Origin of the sequence: Pseudomonas oryziphila (assembly GCF_003940825.1) — a bacterium.
Classification (GTDB): domain Bacteria; phylum Pseudomonadota; class Gammaproteobacteria; order Pseudomonadales; family Pseudomonadaceae; genus Aquipseudomonas; species Aquipseudomonas sichuanensis.
On sequence record NZ_CP034338.1, the window covers coordinates 942,687 to 963,369 of the forward strand.

Annotated in this window: 21 protein-coding genes; 12 read left to right on the forward strand and 9 right to left on the reverse strand. The window is 63.8% G+C overall.

All coding sequences use genetic code 11. The features are described from left to right. Window positions 1-84: 84 nt before the first annotated feature. Both fabV and EJA05_RS04505 read left to right on the forward strand, forming a co-directional pair. On the forward strand, window positions 85-1,284 hold the full coding sequence (gene fabV, locus EJA05_RS04500; protein WP_110991718.1) for an enoyl-ACP reductase FabV: 1,200 nt from the start codon (window positions 85-87) through the stop codon (window positions 1,282-1,284). Window positions 1,285-1,450: 166 nt separating this feature from the next. Beyond that, the gene (locus tag EJA05_RS04505; protein ID WP_125857475.1) at window positions 1,451-2,359 is read left to right on the forward strand and encodes an alpha/beta hydrolase family protein; all 909 of its coding nucleotides are present in this window, start codon (window positions 1,451-1,453) and stop codon (window positions 2,357-2,359) included. A 114-nt stretch (window positions 2,360-2,473) separates the two neighbouring features. On the opposite strand, the gene EJA05_RS04510 is transcribed toward EJA05_RS04505, so the two are convergent. The 5 genes from EJA05_RS04510 to EJA05_RS04530 all read right to left on the reverse strand — a co-directional run bounded on the left by EJA05_RS04510 (window position 2,474) and on the right by EJA05_RS04530 (window position 5,221). Continuing rightward, window positions 2,474-2,815 carry a HopJ type III effector protein gene (locus tag EJA05_RS04510; RefSeq protein WP_190306034.1) on the reverse strand — a complete coding sequence of 114 codons (342 nt, stop codon included), beginning with the start codon at window positions 2,813-2,815 and terminating at the stop codon, window positions 2,474-2,476. Beyond that, complete coding sequence (locus EJA05_RS04515) at window positions 2,808-3,104, reverse strand: DUF1244 domain-containing protein (protein WP_110991715.1); 297 nt, start codon at window positions 3,102-3,104, stop codon at window positions 2,808-2,810. The genes EJA05_RS04510 and EJA05_RS04515 overlap by 8 nt, the downstream gene beginning before the upstream one ends. A 9-nt stretch (window positions 3,105-3,113) precedes the next feature. Next, on the reverse strand, window positions 3,114-3,806 hold the full coding sequence (gene folM / locus EJA05_RS04520) for a dihydromonapterin reductase (protein WP_110991714.1): 693 nt from the start codon (window positions 3,804-3,806) through the stop codon (window positions 3,114-3,116). A 76-nt stretch (window positions 3,807-3,882) separates the two neighbouring features. Continuing rightward, window positions 3,883-4,455, reverse strand: a complete 573-nt coding sequence (locus EJA05_RS04525) for an antibiotic biosynthesis monooxygenase (RefSeq protein ID WP_125857477.1) — start codon at window positions 4,453-4,455, stop codon at window positions 3,883-3,885. 148 nt (window positions 4,456-4,603) lie between these two features. Beyond that, window positions 4,604-5,221 (reverse strand): hypothetical protein, encoded by a 618-nt coding sequence (locus tag EJA05_RS04530; protein ID WP_125857478.1) that lies wholly within the window; start codon window positions 5,219-5,221, stop codon window positions 4,604-4,606. Window positions 5,222-5,395: 174 nt separating this feature from the next. On the opposite strand from EJA05_RS04530, the gene EJA05_RS04535 reads away from it, so the two are divergent. Further along, on the forward strand, window positions 5,396-5,851 hold the full coding sequence (locus tag EJA05_RS04535; protein WP_125857479.1) for a flavodoxin: 456 nt from the start codon (window positions 5,396-5,398) through the stop codon (window positions 5,849-5,851). A gap of 179 nt (window positions 5,852-6,030) precedes the next feature. Here EJA05_RS04535 and EJA05_RS04545 read toward each other — a convergent pair whose 3' ends face one another. Next, window positions 6,031-6,909 (reverse strand): LysR family transcriptional regulator, encoded by an 879-nt coding sequence (locus EJA05_RS04545; RefSeq protein WP_125857480.1) that lies wholly within the window; start codon window positions 6,907-6,909, stop codon window positions 6,031-6,033. A 98-nt stretch (window positions 6,910-7,007) separates the two neighbouring features. On the opposite strand from EJA05_RS04545, the gene EJA05_RS04550 reads away from it, so the two are divergent. From EJA05_RS04550 to EJA05_RS04570, 5 genes are all read left to right on the forward strand, one after another. After that, window positions 7,008-7,394: a CidA/LrgA family protein gene (locus EJA05_RS04550; protein WP_125462628.1), complete on the forward strand. Its 387-nt coding sequence runs from the start codon at window positions 7,008-7,010 to the stop codon at window positions 7,392-7,394. After that, on the forward strand, window positions 7,384-8,070 hold the full coding sequence (locus EJA05_RS04555; protein WP_110991708.1) for an LrgB family protein: 687 nt from the start codon (window positions 7,384-7,386) through the stop codon (window positions 8,068-8,070). The genes EJA05_RS04550 and EJA05_RS04555 overlap by 11 nt, the downstream gene beginning before the upstream one ends. A 179-nt stretch (window positions 8,071-8,249) precedes the next feature. Next, window positions 8,250-9,155: an alpha/beta fold hydrolase gene (locus EJA05_RS04560; RefSeq protein ID WP_125857481.1), complete on the forward strand. Its 906-nt coding sequence runs from the start codon at window positions 8,250-8,252 to the stop codon at window positions 9,153-9,155. A gap of 115 nt (window positions 9,156-9,270) precedes the next feature. Then, a complete protein-coding gene (locus EJA05_RS04565) occupies window positions 9,271-10,185 on the forward strand; it encodes an SDR family oxidoreductase (RefSeq protein ID WP_125857482.1) in 915 nt (304 codons plus the stop codon). Between the two features lie 523 nt (window positions 10,186-10,708). After that, complete coding sequence (locus EJA05_RS04570; RefSeq protein ID WP_125857483.1) at window positions 10,709-13,870, forward strand: hypothetical protein; 3,162 nt, start codon at window positions 10,709-10,711, stop codon at window positions 13,868-13,870. A gap of 8 nt (window positions 13,871-13,878) precedes the next feature. Here EJA05_RS04570 and EJA05_RS04575 read toward each other — a convergent pair whose 3' ends face one another. Next, the gene (locus EJA05_RS04575) at window positions 13,879-14,649 is read right to left on the reverse strand and encodes an IclR family transcriptional regulator (protein ID WP_125462632.1); all 771 of its coding nucleotides are present in this window, start codon (window positions 14,647-14,649) and stop codon (window positions 13,879-13,881) included. A 194-nt stretch (window positions 14,650-14,843) separates the two neighbouring features. Between EJA05_RS04575 and hmgA the strand changes: the two genes are divergently transcribed. Genes hmgA through maiA form a run of 3 tightly spaced genes read left to right on the forward strand, consistent with a single transcriptional unit; the run spans window position 14,844 to window position 18,086 of the window. Next, window positions 14,844-16,145 (forward strand): homogentisate 1,2-dioxygenase, encoded by a 1,302-nt coding sequence (gene hmgA / locus EJA05_RS04580; RefSeq protein WP_125857484.1) that lies wholly within the window; start codon window positions 14,844-14,846, stop codon window positions 16,143-16,145. Between the two features lie 3 nt (window positions 16,146-16,148). After that, window positions 16,149-17,441: a fumarylacetoacetase gene (gene fahA / locus EJA05_RS04585; protein ID WP_125857485.1), complete on the forward strand. Its 1,293-nt coding sequence runs from the start codon at window positions 16,149-16,151 to the stop codon at window positions 17,439-17,441. A gap of 12 nt (window positions 17,442-17,453) precedes the next feature. Beyond that, complete coding sequence (gene maiA, locus EJA05_RS04590; protein WP_125857486.1) at window positions 17,454-18,086, forward strand: maleylacetoacetate isomerase; 633 nt, start codon at window positions 17,454-17,456, stop codon at window positions 18,084-18,086. On the opposite strand, the gene EJA05_RS04595 is transcribed toward maiA, so the two are convergent. Further along, window positions 18,080-18,886, reverse strand: a complete 807-nt coding sequence (locus EJA05_RS04595; protein WP_125462636.1) for a SirB1 family protein — start codon at window positions 18,884-18,886, stop codon at window positions 18,080-18,082. The two genes, maiA and EJA05_RS04595, sit on opposite strands and share 7 nt — an antisense overlap. 124 nt (window positions 18,887-19,010) lie before the next feature. On the opposite strand from EJA05_RS04595, the gene EJA05_RS04600 reads away from it, so the two are divergent. After that, window positions 19,011-20,030: a Leu/Phe/Val dehydrogenase gene (locus tag EJA05_RS04600; protein WP_125857487.1), complete on the forward strand. Its 1,020-nt coding sequence runs from the start codon at window positions 19,011-19,013 to the stop codon at window positions 20,028-20,030. Window positions 20,031-20,229: 199 nt separating this feature from the next. Here the strand turns inward: EJA05_RS04600 and EJA05_RS04605 are convergent, their stop codons facing one another. After that, window positions 20,230-20,493, reverse strand: coding sequence for a YebG family protein (locus EJA05_RS04605; protein WP_012274138.1), 264 nt, complete (start codon window positions 20,491-20,493; stop codon window positions 20,230-20,232). Window positions 20,494-20,683: the final 190 nt, after the last annotated feature.

Consider the following 20,683-nt stretch of genomic DNA (forward strand, 5'->3'; position numbering starts at 1 on the left):
GGTAGTCTCACCCTCTAGATCAAACGGAACCGCCCCCTTTTTGCCGGGGCGCTTCCCCAGCCTAAACCTGACGAGGTACAGACATTGGCCATCATTCATCCCAAGGTTCGCGGTTTCATCTGCACCACGACTCACCCAAAGGGCTGCGAGCTCAACGTCCGTGACCAGATCGAAGCCACCCGCAAGCTGGGCGTGCGCGAGGATGGTCCGAAGAAAGTCCTGGTGATCGGCGCCTCCAGCGGCTACGGCCTGGCCGCCCGCATCACCGCGGCATTCGGCTTCAAGGCCGACACCCTGGGCGTGTTCTTCGAAAAGCCGGGCACCGAGACCAAGGCCGGCACCGCCGGCTGGTACAACGCCGCCGCCTTCGACAAGTTCGCCAAGGCCGAGGGCCTGTACAGCAAGTCGATCAACGGTGACGCCTTCTCCGACGAAGCCCGCGCCAAGGTTATCGAGCTGATCAAGAACGAAATGGGCGGCCAGGTCGACCTGGTCATCTACTCGCTGGCCTCGCCGGTGCGCAAGCTGCCGCAGACCGGTGAAGTGATCCGCTCGGCGCTCAAGCCGATCGGCCAGCCGTACAAGTCGACCGCCATCGACACCAACAAGGACACCATCATCGAGGCCAGCATCGAGCCGGCCACCGAGCAGGAAATCGCCGATACCGTCACCGTGATGGGCGGCCAGGACTGGGAGCTGTGGATCGATGCCCTGAACGCCGCCGGCGTGCTGGCGCCTCAGGCCCGTACCGTGGCCTTCAGCTACATCGGCTCCGACATCACCTGGCCGATCTACTGGGACGGCGCCTTGGGCAAGGCCAAGCAGGACCTGGACGAAACCGCCCAGCGCCTGGGCAAAAAAGTCGGCGGCAGTGCCAACGTTGCGGTGCTGAAGTCGGTGGTTACCCAGGCCAGCTCGGCTATCCCGGTGATGCCGCTGTACCTGTCGATGGTCTTCAAGATCATGCAGGAGAAGGGTATCCACGAAGGTACCCAGCACCAGCTGGACCGTATGTTCCGTGACCGCATGTACCGTGAGGACGGTGCGCCGGCTGCACTGGACGAGGAAGGCCGTCTGCGTCTGGACGACTGGGAACTGCGTGATGATGTGCAGGACGCCTGCCGTGCCATGTGGCCGAAGGTGACCACCGAGAACCTGTTCGAGCTGACCGACTACGCCGGCTACAAGAAGCAGTTCCTCAACCTGTTCGGTTTCGAGCGCGCTGACGTCAACTACGACGAAGACGTGGCCACCGATGTGAAGTTCGACTGCATCGAGCTGTAATCGCTTCAGGCCTGTACCGGCCTCTTCGCGGGTAAACCCGCTCCCACAAGATCTCCACAACATTCAAAACTGTGGTGATCCTGTGGGAGCGGGTTTACCCGCGAAAGGGCCGGCACAGGTATAGGATTTTTGCTAGCGTTGGCGCACAACAACACAGAAGCGCGCCATGAGCAGCCTTACCCAGCCCGCCACCGCCTTTCGCCACAACGCCCCCGACGGCTACAGCCTCGGAGGTTTCCGCTGGCGCCACGCCACCCTCGCAAGCCAGCGCCCGCTGGTGATCATCAACGCCGCCACTTCGGTGCGTTGCCGTTACTACTCGCGTTTTGCCGACTACCTGTTCGCCCAAGGCTTCGATGTCCTGAGCTACGACTACCGTGGCATCGGTGAATCGCGCCCGGCCTCGCTGCGCGGTTTCCAGGCCTCGTGGAGCGACTGGGGCCGACTGGATTTCGAGGCCATGCTGCAACTGGCTGGCGCCGAACATCCGGGGCAACCGGTGCATGTGGTGGGGCACAGTTTCGGCGGCTGGGCGCTGGGGCTGGCGCCTTCGGCGGCGCAGGTGCAGCATGCGGTGCTGGTGGGTGCGCAGTTCGCCTACTGGCGCGACTATGCGGCGGACCAGCGCTGGCAGCTGTATGGCAAATGGCATGTGCTGATGCCATTGCTGACCCGAGTGTTCGGCTACTTTCCCGGCAAGCGCCTGGGGTGGCTGGAGGACACGCCGGCCGGGGTGGTGCACGACTGGAGCACGCCGACGCCACGCTACGAGCACCGGCCCAGCGGGCGGTTGCTGCAAGCCTTGCCGTTCGCTCACGTCAGCGCCTCGACCTTGGCGATCAGCCTGACCGACGATCCGTTCGGCACGGTGGCGGCCACCGAGCGGTTATTGGGTTATCTGGATGAGCGCGGGCGCAAGCACCTGCGGGTGGCGCCTGTGGATATCGGCGTCGAGGAGATTGGCCACTTTGCGTTCTTCCATGACCGCTTTCGCCAGAGCCTTTGGCCGATTGCGCTGGGGTGGTTGCAGGCGGGGCGGTTGGCGGTAGATGTGCCCGGTCAGATCGTCAGTTGAGGACGCTTGTACCGGCCCAATCGCTGGCAAGCCAGCTCCCACAGTGTCGGCGCTATGCGGTCAGGGTGGGAGCCGGCTTGCCGGCGAAAGGGCCGCAAAGCGGCCCCGGCGGTCTCAAGCCTTGCGCGCCAAAGGCAGCTCGGCAAACTTCACCCCAGCCAGCCCATGCTTGATCAACGCACGGATATTGCCATGGTCGCTGCCCTCGGGCGTGGCCACCACATCACGGTAGTGCTCGCCAAACGCCAGCAGCGCTTCCTGGTCGCTCAACCCTTCCAGCAAGGCCAGGCCCAGGGTCTTGCACGAACCTTCGTTCTGCCCGGCGGCGTTGTGCACATCACCGTTGTCGAAGGCTTGTGGCTGGTAGCTGTAGTTCGCGGCGATGAACGCCAGGGTGTCGGCGAAAACGTGTTCGCCGCTGGCGAGGCTGCTGCGCAGGGTGTTCAGGTCAGTCACGGGGTTTTCCTTGTTCGAACGCCGCCTGTTGTTCGGCGCTGGCTTCTTTCTGGTATTGGGCTTTCCACTCGGCGTAGGGCATGCCGTACACCGCTTCACGGGCGTCATCCATGCTCAGGTCGACCTGGCGCTCGTCGGCGGCGGCCTTGTACCACTTGGACAGGCAGTTGCGGCAGAAGCCGGAGAGGTTCATCAGGTCGATGTTCTGCACGTCGGTGCGTTTTTGCAGATGGTCGACCAGGCGCCGGAACGCGGCGGCTTCGAGTTCGAGCTGTTGTTGGGGAGTCATGGCGGTCTCTCAGGTCATGCGGTTCTTCAGATGGCGGCCACCGTTGATGACCACCTGGCTGCCGGTGCTGTACTGGCTGTGCAGCAGGAACAGCACGGCGTCGATCAGCGGGCGGGCGCCGGGTTCGAACTCCAGCAGGGCTTTTTTCAGCGTCTGCTGGCGATAGTGCTCGTCGCCACCCTCTTTGAGGATCAGCAGGCCCGGCAGGATACCGTTGACGCGCACCGTGGGCGCGTACTTTTCGGCGAACGACAGCACCATGTTCTGCAGCGCGGCCTTGGTCGCGGCATAGCCGATATGGCTCTTGCTGCCGCGCGAAGAGGTCTCGTCGCAGATATGGATGATGTCGGCCTTGTCTACCTTGCCCAGCAGCTCACCCAACGCCAGGTTGAGGTGGTAGGGCGCCTCGACGTGCAGGCGGAACATGGTGTCGAGGTTGTCCAGGCCGTCGTCGAGCCACAGCGAGGCGTTGTGGATGATCGCGCGCAAGCCGTCGTAATGCTTGTGCAGGTGGTCGATCAGGGCCTGGCGGTCGTCGGCGTTGGTGAGGTCGGCCTGGAACTGCTGGATGTTCGGGTGCGCCGCGTGTGCATTGAGGCTGCGGCTGGCGCTGACCACCGTATGGCCGGCCTGGGCCAGCTCCAGCGCCAGGGCCAGCCCGACACGCTGGCTGGCACCGGTAATGAGGATAGGGCTGTTCATGTTCGGGGCGGTCTGCCGTCTGTCCGTGCGTGATGCCCCAGCATACCCGAACTGCACCGCCTTGCGAGCCCGTGCCTCAGCGGCTGCGCAGGCCTTCGGCGCGGTCTGTGGCCGAGCGCGGCGGCGGGTTCAGCCAGCCGGCCAGCAGGCGCGTCGACAGGGGGATGAACAGGTACACCATGAGCGGCGTCAGGGCCAGGGTGCTGAGCAACACCCGCGGTAGCAGATCGAGCGGCGCCAGCCAGTGGCCGAACAGCAGGTTGAACAGCAACGAGACCGGGAAGAACGCCAGCCAGATAGCCGTGGCCTGCTTCCAGCGCGGCGGTTTTTGCACCATGTTGGTGCCGAACCAGTCGTCGATGCCGCTGACGCGCCTCTCTTTGGGGCGTTCGAACAGGCCGTCACCGCGCTGCAACCAGGTGCGACGCGAGGCTGAATATTCCCAGGCGTGCAGGGTTTGCTCATTGGTGAAGCGGAAGATGATCTGGAAGTCATCGCCTTCGGCAGGCGGGGCGAGGATGCCTGAGCCCAGGTAGCCGGGGAAGTCGGTGGCCAGCTGTTCGCCTTCGTGCAGCCAGGCCAGCAGGTCCTGGTAGCGGCCATGGGCGGCGCGGCGCGACACCATCAGGGTGACGGGGTGGGTAGACATCGTGTATCTCCTGGCGACGGGGCTGGCGGGTAGCCGGCCCCTTGGCATGCGGCCCGGGGTGGTGGGCGGCGCAGGCATGCTTGCAAGAATCGGGCGCGGATTATCGCCGATCGATCATGACCCGTCAGTTTCAACGGGCGGGCGGTCGTCAGAAGTTCGCTTGCGCGTGCAACTCTGGATGGGCCTGGCGGTGGGCCTGAAGAATGTACTCGCGCAGGCGCTCGATCTCTTCGGCCGGCGTGTGCGACAGGTCGTAGGCCGCCAGCCTGGGGCCGATGCGCCGGCGCAACACACCGTGCAGGCCGATCGGCGGGATGTCCTCGGCGGCGAAGTGCAGCTCGAAATGCGCCGGTGCCTTGCTCTGCCCGTGGATTTCCACCAGCACGCCCTTGAACGAAATATCCCGTACCCACAGGTCGCTGGGCTGGTGGTGGTCGTCGAGCAATGCCGCCGGTTGCGCCAGCGACAGGCGCCACGGGCGCAGCATGGGGCCGTCTTCGTAGATGTCCGGTGAACCCAGTTGCAGGTGCAGGGCGTGGAACTCGTCTTCGACCAGTTGCAGGGGGAAGCTCAGCTGCTGGTTGTTGAAGCTGGCCTGCAGCGTGACCTGTTCATTGGCCACCAGGCGGGTGAGCAGGTCCTTCAGACGACGGTCGCCATTGACCAGCAGGCTCGACATGGGGTCGGCCAGGTTCAACTGCGGCGAGTGCTGCATGTTCTGGATGAAATCCAGCTCGTCCTGGGAGAGAAGGGCGTCTGCTTGCATGGTCGAACTCGAGGAAACGATCGATTACGTCAAGGGGTGGACAGTAGTGTATGGGTTTGGTTCAGGTCACTGGTCGGATTGTTTGCGCGGCTGTGACTTTAGGGGGAGGCGGCCTTTTGCCACTGTCGGGTGCTAGTATCCTACGCTTTCACTCAGTTTCGGAATCCTCACCTGATGAAAGTCGCCATTATTTCCGGTTCGGTCTATGGCACCGCCGATGAAGTCGCCCGTCATGCGGTGGCGCTGCTCAACGCTGCCGGCCATGAAGCCTGGCATGCAGGCCGTGCCACCCTGCAGGATATCGAGGGCTTTGCCCCGCAGGCCTTGCTGGCGGTGACCTCGACCACCGGCATGGGCGAACTGCCCGACAACCTGATGCCGTTGTACAGCGTCATTCGCGATGTACTGCCCGCGGCCTGGCGTGGCTTGCCGGGTGCCGTGATCGGCCTGGGCGACTCCAGCTACGGCGATACTTACTGCGGTGGTGGCGAGCAGCTGCGCGAGCTGTTTGGCGAGCTGGGCGTGCGTGAGGTGCTGCCGATGCTGCGCCTGGATGCCAGCGAGACCGTGACCCCGGAGGCCGACGCCGAGCCGTGGCTGGCGGAGTTTGCCGCAGCCATTCAGGGCTGACACCCCGTCGCGGGGCAAGTCGCATCGGCGCACCGCCGCTCCCACACCCTGTGGGAGCGGGTTCACCCGCGAACACGGGCATAGCCCGTGCCAGGTACCGAGTTGTCATCTTCGCGGGTAAATCGCAGCGGCGAACCGCCGCTCCCACAGGCAGAGTGCAGGTCTTGAGCTCGGCGCGCTCAGGTGTGCTCGCGCAACAACGCCAACCACGCCTGCGCTGCCCGTGACAGGTACGCCCCGCGCCGCCAGATGAAGGCGATGTCCCACCTCAGGTCGCCCGGCGCGCGCAATGGCAAGCGCACCACCCCGGGCCGCTCCAGGGCCCGCGCGACCACCCTCGGCAGCAACACCACCCCTTGGCCCGCCGCCACCAACGAGGCAAGAAAGTCCGCCTGGCCGCTGCGCCCGCCTTCCTTCGGGGTAAAACCCACCTGCTGGCAGGCGCTGAGCAGGCGGTCATTGAGCATGAAACTGCGTTGGTACAGCAGGAACGGCGTATCGGCCAATTGCGCCAGGTCGACTTCTGCCTGGCCCGCCAGGGCATGCTCGGCGGGCAGCAGGGCATCCAGCGGCTCATTGCAGAAGGGTTGGTAGTCGAACGCCGGGTCGCTCGGCGTCAGGCTGCCGCCCAGCTCCAGCTCGCCACTCTTCACCGCCTGCTCGACCATACGGCTGCCGCCTTCGAGCAGTTGCACCGAAATCTGCGGGTAGCGCCGCCGGTACTCAGCGAACAACCCGGCGAAGAGTGCATCACTGCCCAGCAACGGCAGGCCCAGGCGCAGCTCGCCACGGGCCATCTGGCCAAGATCGTCCAGTTCGTTGAGCAGTTCCTGGCGCTGGCGCAGCAACACTTCGCCACGCTCCAGCACGATGCGCCCGGCGGCGGTCAGCAGCAGCTGCGAACCCTGGCGCTCGAGCAATGGCTGGCCGATGGCCTGTTCCAGCTGGGCGACCTGCTTGCTCACTGCCGACTGGCTGACGTGCAGGGTGCCCGCGGCCTGGGTGAAGCCACCACGGTGAACGACTTCGATGAAGCTGCGCAGCTGTTTGAATTCCATGCCATGAATTCCATTATGGAATGGCGAGCAGTCTAACAATTCGCTTTTGGCCTTTGCGACCGACTTTTACACTGGGCACGTTGTCGAGGACCGTGCCCATGAACCCTGCATTACTGAAAAGAACCTGCCGCCTGCTCGCTGAGCTGGCGGTGCTGCTGGCCCTGTTTTTGATCGGCGGCCAGCTCGCGACCTGGCTGGGCTGGCCGATACCCGGCGGGGTGATGGGCCTGGCGCTGCTGCTCATGCTGTTCGCCACAGGCCTGCTCAAGCCCGCCACCCTGCAATTGGGTGCCGGATGGCTGATGGCCGAGATGCTGCTGTTCTTCATCCCCGCGCTGATGAGCCTGCTGGACTACGGCAGCCTGTTGCGCAGCGAAGGCTGGCGCATCCTGCTGGTGATCGCGGTGAGTACCCTGCTGGTGATGGTGGTCACCGCCGCGACGGTCGAGCTGGTGTGCCGCTGGCGGTTGCGCCATGAACCTTGAACCCAAGTCATTGTTCTGGCTCGCGCTCACCCTGGCCGCCTATGTGGGCAGCCGCTGGCTGTACCGGCGCAGTGGGCGCTACCTGCTGTCGCCGCTGATCCTGGTGCCGGCACTGTTGCTGGCGGTGGCCGTGCCGCTGCACACCGCCTACGCCGAATATGCGCGCAACACCCATTGGCTGATGGGCGTGCTGGGCCCGGTGACTGTGGCCTTCGCCGTGCCGATCTGGCAGCAGCGGGCATTGTTGGCGAGGCACTGGCCGGCGTTGCTGGTGGGCATGCTGGCCGGCAGCGTCGCCTCGATCGGCAGTTCCTGGGGGCTGGCGCACCTGCTGGCGCTGGACGAGTCGGTCAGCCTGTCGTTGCTGCCGCGCTCCATCACCACCCCGTTTGCCATGCCGGTGGCCCAGGACCTGGGGGGGGTGCCGGAACTGACCGCAGTGTTCGTTATGTTCACCGGCGTGCTGGGGGCGGTGTTTGGCGGCGTTCTGCTGCGCTGGCTGCCGCTGCGCACACCGCTGGCGCGGGGCGCGCTGTTCGGTGTCGGCGCCCATGGCGCGGGCGTGAGCCGGGCCCAGGAAGTGGGCCGCGAAGAGGGCTCGGTGGCCGGTCTGGTCATGGTCCTCACCGGGCTGCTCAACCTGTTTGCCGCGCCATTGCTGGTCATGTTGTTCTGACCGTTCGTGCCACTGACTCGCACGGTCATCAGGCTGGCTGCCAAGGCGACTTAACACCTTCGTATTGGCTTCTAGACTGAGCCTCGACATAGAGAGCACATGTATGTGCCGAGGTAACTTGCAATGAACGCAGCCTTGCCCTATTCCGACACTCAAACACCAATACCGGGACGACCCTGATGCCTCTGGCCGAGATTCCATTGTGCGTCTGGCGCACCCGGAGCCAGGGTTTCACCTTCCGGGGCCAGAGCATCCGCTACTGGACGGCAGGGCAAGGAGAGCCTCTGCTATTGCTACACGGTTTCCCCACCGCCAGCTGGGATTGGCACTACCTGTGGGTACCGCTCACCCAACGCTTTCGCGTAGTGGCCTGCGACATGCTCGGCTTCGGCGATTCGGCCAAGCCCGCAGACCACGACTACAGCCTGCTGGAGCAGGCCGACCTGCAGCAGGCGCTGCTGGAGCACCTGAAGATCGATCAGCCGGTGCACTTGCTGGCCCATGACTATGGCGGCAGTGTCGCCCAGGAACTGCTGGCCCGGCACCACGAGCAACGCCTGCAGGTCGCCAGCTGCGTGTTCCTCAACAGCGGCCTGTTCCCCGAGAGCTGCCGCGTGCTGCTGATCCAGAAACTGCTGCTCAGCCGCCTTGGCTGGCTGGTGGGGCGCTCGTTTGGGCGCGACGATCTGGTGCGTAATGTCACCCAGGTCTACGGGCCCTGCACCCACCCCAGCGAAAGTGCGCTGGACGACTGCTGGAGCCTGATCGCCGCCAACGGTGGCCAGCGCATCCTGCACAAGCTGATCAACTTCATGCCCGAGCGCCGGGCGCAACGCGAGCGCTGGGTCGGTGCCCTGCAGCGCGAAGGCGTGCGGCTGCGCTTCATCAATGGTGCGGTCGATCCGTTGTCCGGCGCGCATATGGTCGAACGCTACCGGCAAGTGGTGCCCGAGCCGGACACCGTGGTATTGCAGGGCATCGGCCACTACCCGCACACCGAAGCGCCGGTGCAAGTGCTGCGCCACTACCTGGCCTTTCGTGAACAACCGCTGAGCTACGTGCCACAGAAAGTCGCCTGGTCGTGACCGGGCGATCATCGCCATGGGTTATCCCCCGGCATTCGCCGGGGCGCGCTTGATTGTCGGGCGGCGAGGGCTGGCCGACACTGCGCGCATCCTTCATCTGCCTGGAGCCTTGAGCATGAGCGAACCGGTAAGTCTGCAAGATCGCGTGGTGATCGTCACAGGGGCTGGCGGCGGCCTGGGCCGGGCCCATGCACTGTTGTTCGCCAGGCACGGGGCGAAGGTGGTGGTCAACGACCTGGGTGGCAGCAGCCACGGCGAGGGCGCCAACGTGTCGGCGGCTGACCGGGTGGTGGAAGAAATCCGCGCTGCCGGCGGCACGGCGGTGGCCAACCACGACTCGGTGACCGATGGTGCGCGTATCGTCGAACAGGCCCTGGACAGCTTTGGCCGGGTCGATGTGCTGGTGAACAACGCCGGCATCCTGCGCGACAAGACGTTCCACAAGATGGAAGACAGCGATTGGGAGCTGGTTTACCGGGTGCATGTCGAGGGCGCCTACAAAGTCACCCACGCCGCCTGGCCGCACCTGCGCGGGCAAAACTGGGGGCGGGTGATCTTCACCTCGTCCACCTCGGGCATCTACGGCAATTTCGGCCAGGCCAACTACGGCATGGCCAAGCTTGGCCTGTACGGCCTGACCCGTACCCTGGCCATCGAGGGGCGCAAGCACGGCATCCTGGTCAATGCCATCGCCCCTACCGGCGGTACCCGCATGACCGAGGGGCTGATCCCGCCTCAGGTGTTCGAGCAGCTCAAGCCCGAATTGATCAGCCCGTTGGTGGTGTTTCTCGGCAGCGAGCAATGCCAGGACAGCGGCCAGCTGTTCGAGGTGGGCGGTGGCTGGGTGGGCAAGGTGCGCTGGGAGCGCAGCCAGGGCGTGGGCTTCGATCCGCGCGAGGGCTTCACGCCGGAGCAGGTGGCGGCCAACTGGGGGCGGATCGGTGATTTCGAAGGCGCGAGCCACCCGCAGGACAGTTTTCAGGCACTGCAGCAGATGATGGCGAATCTGCAGAAGTATCCATTGGCGTGAAGACCGTTGGGGCCGCCCTGCGGCCCTTTCGCTGGCAAGCCGGCTCCCACCCCGACTGCAACGACCTCAAACCATGCGTAATCTCTGTGGGAGCCGGCTTGCCGGCGATGAGGCCGCTGCAAGCAAAACAAGACAGCCGGACCCACCTTGATTCGGCGATTCTTGCACAAATAAAAAAGGCCGCTGCAAAGGCAGCGGCCAATCGAGACGTTAGATCAAGGAGCTTCAAAATCAACGTCGGTGAACCTGGGCAGGCCTGAAAGGCGGGGGGAGAGCCCTTCGTGCCGGCCAGTGAGGTAAGAATAAGCGCTTGTTCCCATGGGAAAAATAGTCGCTTCTGACATTCTCTGTTACGTCCTCCGAGATAATAGTTCTATTCCTACTCGGTCTCTCACCGCCTGGTCCTTGGTTGTAGGCTCATCATGTACGAAGTCGTTACTCGTGATGGCGGAATTGCTTCCCGATTCAGGTGGCATGCCTGCAACCTCAATCTTGAGCTTCATTCATTCAGATGGAGTTCGAGATGTTTTCCGACGCGTTATTTCCCAACCTTTCGTTATTGCATAAGGAGGGCTCACCCACCTCCGTTCAGGAATTGCTTGTGCAGGTGTCGATGCTGGCCCTGGCTGTGCAAACGCATTTTGCCGAGTCGCCCCGTTTCACGGCCGAACCTGTGGAGGAAAATGCCCAGGAGTCATGGTTCAGCGCTGACGAGATCGGTGCGCTCTTACCCGATTGGCACGAACTGATGCAAAAGTGGTGGGTCGAGCAAGAACAATACCATCGGGACCTGTCCACACTGCGTATGAGCCTCTATCCACTAATGGAGCTTGAAGTGGCAATCCTGGCGATGGCCGAGCCAGCAATCAAGCACAGGATCGAAGCGTTGTTCGCGGCAGGTGTTGACACTTACGTGGGCCAGGTGACGGTTCAGGCGGGTGATTACAGCGGGCGTCTCCCCGGGTGCTTTGTCGTCACCCGCGACCTGGAAAGGGCGACCGAGGGAGATGAAGACTTCGTGCTTTACGGCTTGAGTTGGGGCGCATGGTTCGACGATCAGCCTGTCAGCGCGGCGCAGCGGCTGGAGCAGGTACTGAACAGCGGCCAGCCATGGACGAACATGCTGCCGCAAGCGCTGCGCCAAGCCATAAGTGAAGGCGCCCAGTTGGCATTGAGTTTCGATGAGACCGCGTACTCCGTATCGAGGCAGCTGGTAAGGGATCTGAAGACGCTGCAGGACAGCCTTCTCGCAGAGCTTCAGGCAAGGGCCGAGGAAGAACCCATCTCTGCGGGCATGCTCAATGCAGCCACTCGTCTGGATGGATGGGTGGGTGGGTTAAAAGAGCGGATAGCCGATCACCTTGCAGCCTATCGGTTGGCATCCAGGCCGCGCTGGCTGCGCCGGTTGAATGGTGAAGCGTTGGAGACCTACCTGGCACTGCAAGCGTCGCGGGACCAGGCCTCGCGACGCATTACCGAACACCTGGGCCACCTGAGTGACTATCGCAGCTTCGCCGAGCAAGGCATCCGCAACTGGCTGGACGAACACGCCAATGGGCTGTGGATTTCACCGAGCAAAACCAGGTTGAGCGTTCGCAGTGTTTTCCCTGATGCGCGCGGCCAGCGCGAGTGCAGCCTGCTGGACTGGGTACTCACAGGTGGGTATCGCGGATACAACCTATTTATCGAGGCTGTCGAGCCAGCGTTTCGGGACACGCTTACCCAGGGCTTCATGCAGCTCATGATCAATGGGCTTGGGCTACATCTGGGCTACCGTGAACAGGCATCTGCGATGTATCAGCAGCCGGATACTCAGGAGCTGTTAGGTGGACTTGTCACTGCCGAGCTGGCGTTCTCAGCTTCGGCTGCCCGTTATGCCAATGAAATCCCAGAACACGTTCACGCCTTCCTCACAGCTTCGCTGGAGGGTGAGCAGGCCGCTGAAGGTATCGAACTCAAGCAGGTACATCTGCAGCGACAGCCGCTACTCGGTGTGGTCTGCCTGGTCGAGGACGATGCATTCACTTTGTATGCGCCGGGGGCGCCCTTTGGTGCGCTACGACGTTTCGCGACCGAACTGGACCTGCAACGCGCGCTCGTCGACATGGTACGCACTCCGGTTGGCGTGGCTTATATCCTTGAGCGTTCAGAGCTGGATGTACGTGAGTCTCAGCAGGTAGCGATAGGCCAAGGAAGGCTGCCACTGGGCGCGTTCCGCCTGGTACCGCTGCGCAAAGGCTTCCTTGCCCAGATGCTCGACGACATGACTACGGGCTTGCTGGACAATGTGCTTGAGGCTACCCCGCAATGGTCTATCGATGCGAGTCCGGAAGACCGGGAGCGCCTGGCTTCGCTCGACAATGAGTTGTTGGCGATTCAGCCAGCCTATCTTGCAAGTAATCAGATGCCGACACTGCTCGGTTTTGCCCAGCAGAGGGCCACCGCCAGGCTCAATGAATTCCCTGGCAACAAGGGGGGCTGGATCGATGCGGATACGGTGATTTTCGAGACGCCCGAAGGGGAACTGACGTTCACTCAGTTGATGGCCTGGGGATATCCTTCGGACAGCAACTTCGTGGGTTTCACAAGTATGCGCTCCAGTGTCGGGCAAGATCTTTCGCACTTGGACATACGCTTGCTCGCCAGTGCCATCCGAGTTTCCAGTAGCTCTATTCGCGACTCGTATGTCTCAGTCATCGAGAGCCACTACGCTTCGGACGATAGCCCTGAACATGCGCGACGCCTGCGACTGCACGGATTGGTGATGGGGCTGAAGGTGCGACGCGATTTTCTGGTCGCATCTCTCGACGGGCACCTCGACGAGTCGCGCACCAGCTGGTTGCGAGAGATAGCGCTGACGCCGAGTCAAGAAGACGTGCTCGAGCATCACAATTTTCGTCGGTTCGCTTTCAATCGGGGAAGACTTCGTTTCATTGACGGGGTTTATGCGGTAGATGCCCCCGATGACGAGCGATTCGTCTACCTGAGTGATGCGGAGGGGGGCAGAGCTGTGCGTTCGTTCCGTGAGATTGCCGCGCGATGGACGCTGGAAAACCTCGGAGCCTATTTCCTCCCTCGAGTCATCCATTCGGACAAGGCGGCGATGAGAGCGATGGATAAGGATCGAGAAAAAAATGGCGAGCGAGTGGTGCTCAACGCCTACGCATACTCTCCTCCCCGCCTTGTTCATTGGGACGAGGATTTCGAACGCCGTGCTCTGCACCTGATCCTTGATGCGAAGTCCCAGACCATCACCGTGTTCGAACGCTATATCGAGACTTTGGATCGGGTCCTGAGCCCGGTTGTCAGTGTGTTGACCATGCCTTTCCCTCCTTTAGCCGCAGTAGTCAGCCTGTTCCAGGCACAACGATCTTTCCGCAAGGCCGCCACCGCGTGGTGGGATGGTAAAACAGGGGCAGCTGTGTTTTACATGGCCCTCGGTATATTCAGTGTGGCTTCCGCCACAGGTTTGAACTCTGCTGTGGGTAATGTGATTTCTTCCGCGTGGAACAAGCTGTTTCCGAACCCGTCAGGCCCCTTAGGACAGCTATTGAAGGAGCTATTCAGTGAGGTGGTGTTGAAGTCGGCAAGCCCGGCCCTGGGTGGGGTCGGCAGAGTCATGGATGAAGAATTTGTGGCGCTTGGCAGGCTGTTGCTAGAACAAGCCGATTCAAGATTCAGGTAGGCCGTTCATTATTGATGCCCCATGCGCCTGCTGACAGCCTGCACGGCTGCCAGCAGGCTTTGCGCCGCCGGACCCTGCTCGTCGGCATGGAAGATCGAGGTCGGACCGACCACGGTCATTACCGCGGCGATCTGGCCCATGGCGTTGAACACCGGGGCGGACAAAGCGTCCACCCCGGGCATCAGCAGGCCGTGCACATGGTGCAGGCCGCGTTGGCGGATTTGTGCCAGCAGCGGCACATAGTCATCGCTGCTCTGGTTCAGGGCTGCCAACTCGCGGTCGCGCAGTTCGACGGTCTCGCGCTCAGGCAGGTGCGCGGCGAACACGAGGCCGGTGGACGAACTGAGCAGCGGCAGCACCGAGCCAATCTGGGTTACCACCGTCACCGCGCGCACTGCCGGCTCGATGCTCACCACGGTCGCGCCCTGGTTACCCCATACGGCGATGAAACAGCTTTCGTTGAGCTCGTCGCGCAGTTGCGACAGCGGCAGGGCCGCGACTTTCAGCACATCGATGCTGCCCAGCGCCGCCATCCCCACCCGCAAGGCCTCGCGGCCCAGCCCGTAATGGTTGGTGGCCGCGTCCTGTTCGGCGAATCCGCTTGAAATCAGGGCCTGCAGGTAGCGGTGGACCTTGCTCGCCGGCATCTGCACATGTTCGGCAAGGCGCGAAAGCGAGGTGGAAGGGGAGAGTTCGGCCAGGGCCTTGAGGATGTCGGTGCCGACTTCCGCCGAGCGGACCTTCTGTTTGCCGTTGTCGGTGCTGCTGGCTTTGGCCATGGGGGACACATCTATCCAGATTTTACGGGGTGGCGCCTTTATAGCTTGACGCCTGCACGGGAGCAAATTACGTTATTCGTAATCTGATTACGAAAATAACAATGCAGACGCGCTGCCGCCCCAGGTGCCGGTTTCAGGATCGGGCTTCGCAGCCAACTGCCCATGACGGCTCTGAGCAGCCCGGAGGCACCGAGATGACCCGCGACACCTCACCTGAACTTGAGTACCTGAGCGGTTTCGGCAACGAATTCGCCAGCGAAGCCTTGCCCGGCGCGCTGCCGGTCGGGCAGAACTCGCCGCAGAAGGCGCCCTACGGGCTGTACGCCGAGCTGTTGTCGGGCACCGCGTTCACCATGGCCCGCAGCGAACTGCGCCGCACCTGGCTGTACCGCATTCGCCCGTCGGCATTGCACCCACGCTTCGAGCGCCTGGAGCGCCAGCCGCTGGCCGGCGCCCTGGGCGCCATCACCCCCAATCGCCTGCGCTGGAACCCCCAGCCGATTCCGTCCGAAGCCACCGACTTCATCGACGGCTGGTTGCCGATGGTGGCCAACTCGGCGGCGGAAAAGCCGGCCGGCGTGAGCATCTACATCTACCGCGCCAACCGTTCCATGGAGCGGGTGTTCTTCAACGCCGACGGTGAGCTGCTGCTGGTGCCCGAACAGGGCCGCCTGCGCATCGCCACCGAGCTGGGCGTGCTGGACGTGGCGCCGCTGGAGATTGCGGTCATCCCGCGTGGCATGAAATTCCGGGTCGAACTGCTCGATGCCCAGGCCCGCGGCTACATCGCCGAAAACCACGGCGCGCCGCTGCGCATCCCGGACCTCGGCCCGATCGGCAGCAACGGCCTGGCCAACCCGCGTGACTTCCTCACCCCGGTGGCCCACTACGAAGAAACCAGCGGGCCGGTGCAACTGGTGCAGAAATTCCTCGGCGAACACTGGGCCTGTGAGCTCTCCCACTCGCCGCTGGACGTGGTCGCCTGGCACGGCACCAACGTGCCATACAAGTACGACCTGCGCCGCTTCAACACCATCGGCACGGTCAGCTTCGACCACCCCGACCCGTCGATCTTCACCGTGCTGACCTCGCCCACCAGCGTGCATGGCATGGCCAACATGGACTTCGTGATTTTCCCGCCGCGCTGGATGGTGGCCGAGAACACCTTCCGTCCGCCATGGTTCCACCGCAACCTGATGAACGAATTCATGGGCCTGATCCAGGGAGCCTACGACGCCAAGGCCGAAGGCTTCCTGCCAGGCGGCGCTTCGCTGCATGGCGTGATGAGCGCCCACGGGCCGGACGCCGAGACCTGCGACAAAGCCATCGCCGCAGACCTTGCGCCGCACAAGATCGACGACACCATGGCCTTCATGTTCGAGACCAGCCAGGTGCTGCGCCCGAGCCGTCAGGCCCTCGACAGCCCGCAATTGCAGGCCGACTACGATAGTTGCTGGGCCACCTTGCCGAGCACCTTCAACCCGAACCGGAGATAACCGATGAACCACACCGCCATTGCCCGTAGCTGGGTCGAGCACGCCAACGGGCACAGCGATTTCCCGCTGCAGAACCTGCCGCTGGGCATCTTCAGCCGCCCGGGGCAGGCGCCGCGTTGCGGCGTGGCCATCGGCGACGCCATCCTCGACCTTGAGGCCGTGCTGGCTGCCGGGTTGTTCGACGGTGAGGCCAAGGCCGCAGTCGAGGCCACCATAGGCGGCGCACTGAATGCCTTCTTTGCCCTCGGCCGCCCGGCGCGGGTCGCCCTGCGCGAGCGCCTGCTGGTGCTGTTGGGGGAAGGGAGCGAACACCAGGCCGCGCTTAGCGCTGCCTTGTACCCAGCCAGCACCTGCCAGTTGCACCTGCCGGCGAAGATCGGCGACTACACCGATTTCTACGTGGGCATCGAGCATGCCAAGAACGTCGGCAAGCTGTTCCGCCCGGACAACCCGCTGCTGCCCAACTACAAGCACGTGCCGATCGGCTACCACGGCCGCGCCTCGACCATTCGCCCCTCCGGTGCCGATGTACGCCGGCCCAAGGGCCAGACCCTGCCGGCCGGGCAGACCGAGCCAAGTTTCGGCCCCTGCGCGCGCCTGGACTACGAGCTGGAGCTGGGCATCTGGATCGGCCAGGGCAATGACCTGGGCCAGCCGATCCCGATTGGCGATGCCGCCGAGCACGTGGCCGGCTTCTGCCTGCTCAACGATTGGTCGGCTCGCGATATCCAGGCTTGGGAGTACCAGCCGCTGGGGCCGTTCCTGTCCAAGAGCTTCATCAGCACCGTGTCGCCCTGGGTAGTGACCGCCGAAGCGCTCGAGCCGTTCCGCTGCGCCCAGCCGGCGCGCCCGGAGGGTGACCCGCAGCCGCTCTCGTACCTGCTGGACAGCCGTGACCAGGCCGGCGGTGCCTTTGATATCGAGCTCGAGGTGCTGCTGCTGACCGAGCGCATGCGCGAGCAGAACCTGCCGGCCCATCGCCTGACCCTGAGCAGCACCCGCAGCATGTACTGGACCGTGGCACAGATGGTTGCCCACCACAGCGTCAACGGTTGCCAGCTGCAGCCGGGCGACCTGTTCGGTTCGGGTACCCTGTCGGGCGCCACGCCAGGCTCGTTCGGCAGCCTGCTGGAGATTACCGAGGGCGGCAAGCACCCGGTGGAGCTGGCCAGTGGCGAGGTGCGCAAGTTCCTCGAGGACGGTGATGAGGTCATCCTGCGGGCCCGTTGCGTGCGCGATGGCGTAGCCAGCATCGGCTTCGGCGAGTGCCGCGGCACCATCGTCGCGGCCAACTGAGGGGGCAGGGCGATGGAGCTGTTTACCTACTATCGGTCCACTTCGTCGTACCGGGTGCGCATCGCCCTGGCGCTCAAGGGCCTGGACTACCAGGCCCTGCCGGTCAACCTGCTCAAGGGCGAGCAGCGCGGCGATGACTATCTGGCGCTCAACCCGCAAGGCCGGGTGCCCGCCCTGCGCACCGACGGCGGCGAGCTGTTGGTGCAGTCGCCGGCGATCATCGAGTACCTGGAGGAGGCTCATCCGCAGCCGGCGCTGCTGCCGGCCGCTGCCGAGGCGCGTGCCAAGGTGCGCGGTGTGGCGGCGATCATCGGTTGCGACGTGCACCCGTTGCACAACGTCAGTGTGCTCAACCAGTTGCGCCAGCTGGGGCACGATGAGACGCAGGTCAATCAGTGGATCGCCCACTGGATCGGCCAAGGGCTGGCGGCGGTGGAGCAATTGATTGGCGATGAGGGCTTCTGCTTCGGTGCCACGCCGGGGCTGGCCGATGTCTACCTGATCCCGCAGCTGTACGCGGCCGAGCGCTTCAACATCGACTTGGGCGGCTACCCGCGCATTCGTAGAGTAGCGGAGCTGGCCGAGGCGCATCCGGCGTTTGCCAAGGCCCACCCGGCACGCCAGGTGGACACGCCGGCTCAGTGAATCGAGCGCTTGGTCGACGGTAGTTGGCCGAGCCGTTCGCTCAGTTTCAGGCGCTGGATCGGGTCGTCGGTCAGCAGCAGCGCGTGCTCCAGGTCGAAGCGTTCGGCCTGGGGGCACTCAAGGTGCTGGTAGAGCGTGGCCCGGGCCAGGTAGTCGCTGACCTGCACCGGGCCCAGTTGCATCACCCGTTCGGCATCGATGAGTGCGGCAAGGTCGTTGTCGTTGCTGCTGTGCAGCTGGCGCAGGTTGCGCGACAGGCGCTGGAGCATCTGCATCGGTGAAGCGCTGCGCAGGTGTTCGGCACTCAACGGCATCTGTGCACCGAACTGGCGGGCGAGCAGTTCGCGGCAGTCGTTGGGGTAGAGGCGGCGCCCGCCACAGGGGTCGAGCAGGTGATCGGCCCCGGGCACGCGCAACAGGAAGTGGCCGGGGAAGTTGACCCCTTCGAGCGGGATCGACAGGTGCCGGGCCAGTTCCAGGGCGAGTATGGCCAGCAGCAGCGGCTGGCCACGGCGGCGCTGCAGCACCTTGTCCATCAGCGCTACGTGCGGGCGCAGCGGGTGGTACTCATCCTGCTGGAAGCCCAGGGCGTTGAGCTGGCGCAGCAGCGGCTGGGCCAGTTCGTTCAGGGGCAGCATCGGCAGATGGCTACTGACCTCGCACTGCAGCTCGTGCACGCGCGCCAGGCCGATCGAGGGGTCGACGCTGTGATCGTGTTCGGCGGCTATCCACAGGGCGGCTTCCAGCAGGGCGGCCGGTTCGCGTTGCAGGCAGGCCAGGCAGGCTTGGCGTGGGTTCATGGGGACTCTCCATAACGCTTGTACTATTAGCCCTGGCACCGGCTTTCGTCCAGTGGTCCGCCCGCGCGGCGGCTCTTATGCACCTGCCTATACTGGTAGGAGCACCTCTCGGGGGAGCCCGTCGATGTTCGCCCTCATGCAAAGTACCCGCACCCAGTCACTGCACCTGTTCATCGACCCGCCCACGGGGCTCAAGGCCGTGGTGGCTATTCACAGCGAACACCTGGGGCCGGCCATGGGCGGTTGCCGCTACCTGCCCTATGCCGATGACGAAAGCGCCATGACCGATGCCATCCGCCTGGCCCAGGGCATGAGCTTCAAGGCCGCCCTGGCGGGGTTGCCAATGGGCGGCGGCAAGGCGGTGATCGTGCGTAACCCGCATGTGGAGAACCGTGCGGCATTGTTCGAAGCTTTCGGCCGTTTCGTCGACACCCTTCAAGGCCACTTCATCACTGCCGTGGACAGCGGCACCTCGACCCTCGACATGGACTGCATCGCCCAGTCCACACCCCATGTTACCAGTACCACCGCATCAGGCGATCCCTCGCCCCATGCAGCGATGGGGGTGTTTGCCGGTATCCGCGCAACGTCCATGGCCCGTCTGGGTAGCGACAATCTGGAAGGGTTGCGGGTGGCGGTGCAGGGCCTGGGCAATGTGGGCTACGCGTTGGCCGAGCAACTGCATGCGGCGGGTGCCGAGTTGCTGGTCAGTGACCTGGATGCGGGCAAGGTGCGCCTGGCGGTGGAGCAGCTCAATGCACACCCGGTGACCAATGATGCCTTGATCAGCACCCCCTGCGACATCTTCGCGCCCTGCGGGGTAGGGCCGGTGCTGAACGGGCAGAGCGTGATGCAACTGCGCTGCGCAGCGGTGGCGGGCTCGGCCAACAACCAGCTGACCACCTTGCAGGTGGCCGACCAGTTGGAGAACCGCGGGATACTGTATGCGCCGGATTATGTGATCAATGCCGGTGGGTTGATCTACGTGGCGTTGAAGCATAGTGGTAAAGACTTGGGCACCATCACCGCGCACCTGGCGCGGATACCCACACGGTTGACCGAAGTGTTTGCCCATGCCCAGGCCGAAAAACGCTCACCGGCCCGGGTGGCGCAGATGCTGGCGGAAAGGTTGCTCTACGGCTGAGAAGGCTTGCGCTAGCCCTCCAGGTTGCGCTGGTGCGACGAGCGCATGGGTTTAGCGTGGGAGCGGGCTTGCCCCGCGATTGCGCTATCCGGTTACATGGCACCGGCTTCGCCGGTGTTCGCGGGGCAAGCCCGCTCCCACGCTGCGCTCTAAACAACAAGGTTTCAAGCCATGGTGCCATGGGCAAGCGGCGCCGATTCTACTCGGCAGCCCCACCTTCGAGCAGTTCCGCCAGCGCATCCGGCTGGCTCTTGAACGCGCGGGCGAACACATCGCGGTTCTTGGCCATGTAGATACCGGCTTCCTCGACCTGCTGCTCGCTCAGCGACGGCACTGCTTTGTGCAGCACTTCAGCCAGGCGCTCGGCCAGTTCGAGCATCTTGTCGTGACGATCTGCTTCGGCCTTATCCATGAACAAGCGCTCCGGGTCGCGGCTGCTGCGGTACACCACTTCGACGGCCATTCATCACCTCTATGCCTTTTTGCTGGTTGGGGTATTAACTGTATTTTTATACAGTACAGGTGAAGGGCTGTTCACTGCAACCACAGTGATGGCCATTCGCGAGCAAAAAGCCTAGCGCACAAGTGCCCTGCGGCAATCCACCACCTTCCAAGACAGGGTGCCTGGCCCTTTAACTGCATGGCACAACAAA

Excerpts from the sequence above, each read along its gene's own strand:
- EJA05_RS04505 (WP_125857475.1), top strand. The coding sequence starts at position 1,451 with ATGAGCAGCCTTACCCAGCCCGCCACCGCCTTTCGCCACAACGCCCCC.
- EJA05_RS04515 (WP_110991715.1), bottom strand. The coding sequence starts at position 3,104 with ATGACTCCCCAACAACAGCTCGAACTCGAAGCCGCCGCGTTCCGGCGC.
- folM (WP_110991714.1), bottom strand. The coding sequence starts at position 3,806 with ATGAACAGCCCTATCCTCATTACCGGTGCCAGCCAGCGTGTCGGGCTG.
- EJA05_RS04525 (WP_125857477.1), bottom strand. The coding sequence starts at position 4,455 with ATGTCTACCCACCCCGTCACCCTGATGGTGTCGCGCCGCGCCGCCCAT.
- EJA05_RS04530 (WP_125857478.1), bottom strand. The coding sequence starts at position 5,221 with ATGCAAGCAGACGCCCTTCTCTCCCAGGACGAGCTGGATTTCATCCAG.
- EJA05_RS04535 (WP_125857479.1), top strand. The coding sequence starts at position 5,396 with ATGAAAGTCGCCATTATTTCCGGTTCGGTCTATGGCACCGCCGATGAA.
- EJA05_RS04545 (WP_125857480.1), bottom strand. The coding sequence starts at position 6,909 with ATGGAATTCAAACAGCTGCGCAGCTTCATCGAAGTCGTTCACCGTGGT.
- EJA05_RS04550 (WP_125462628.1), top strand. The coding sequence starts at position 7,008 with ATGAACCCTGCATTACTGAAAAGAACCTGCCGCCTGCTCGCTGAGCTG.
- EJA05_RS04555 (WP_110991708.1), top strand. The coding sequence starts at position 7,384 with ATGAACCTTGAACCCAAGTCATTGTTCTGGCTCGCGCTCACCCTGGCC.
- EJA05_RS04560 (WP_125857481.1), top strand. The coding sequence starts at position 8,250 with ATGCCTCTGGCCGAGATTCCATTGTGCGTCTGGCGCACCCGGAGCCAG.
- EJA05_RS04565 (WP_125857482.1), top strand. The coding sequence starts at position 9,271 with ATGAGCGAACCGGTAAGTCTGCAAGATCGCGTGGTGATCGTCACAGGG.
- EJA05_RS04570 (WP_125857483.1), top strand. The coding sequence starts at position 10,709 with ATGTTTTCCGACGCGTTATTTCCCAACCTTTCGTTATTGCATAAGGAG.
- EJA05_RS04575 (WP_125462632.1), bottom strand. The coding sequence starts at position 14,649 with ATGGCCAAAGCCAGCAGCACCGACAACGGCAAACAGAAGGTCCGCTCG.
- hmgA (WP_125857484.1), top strand. The coding sequence starts at position 14,844 with ATGACCCGCGACACCTCACCTGAACTTGAGTACCTGAGCGGTTTCGGC.
- fahA (WP_125857485.1), top strand. The coding sequence starts at position 16,149 with ATGAACCACACCGCCATTGCCCGTAGCTGGGTCGAGCACGCCAACGGG.
- maiA (WP_125857486.1), top strand. The coding sequence starts at position 17,454 with ATGGAGCTGTTTACCTACTATCGGTCCACTTCGTCGTACCGGGTGCGC.
- EJA05_RS04595 (WP_125462636.1), bottom strand. The coding sequence starts at position 18,886 with ATGAACCCACGCCAAGCCTGCCTGGCCTGCCTGCAACGCGAACCGGCC.
- EJA05_RS04600 (WP_125857487.1), top strand. The coding sequence starts at position 19,011 with ATGTTCGCCCTCATGCAAAGTACCCGCACCCAGTCACTGCACCTGTTC.
- EJA05_RS04605 (WP_012274138.1), bottom strand. The coding sequence starts at position 20,493 with ATGGCCGTCGAAGTGGTGTACCGCAGCAGCCGCGACCCGGAGCGCTTG.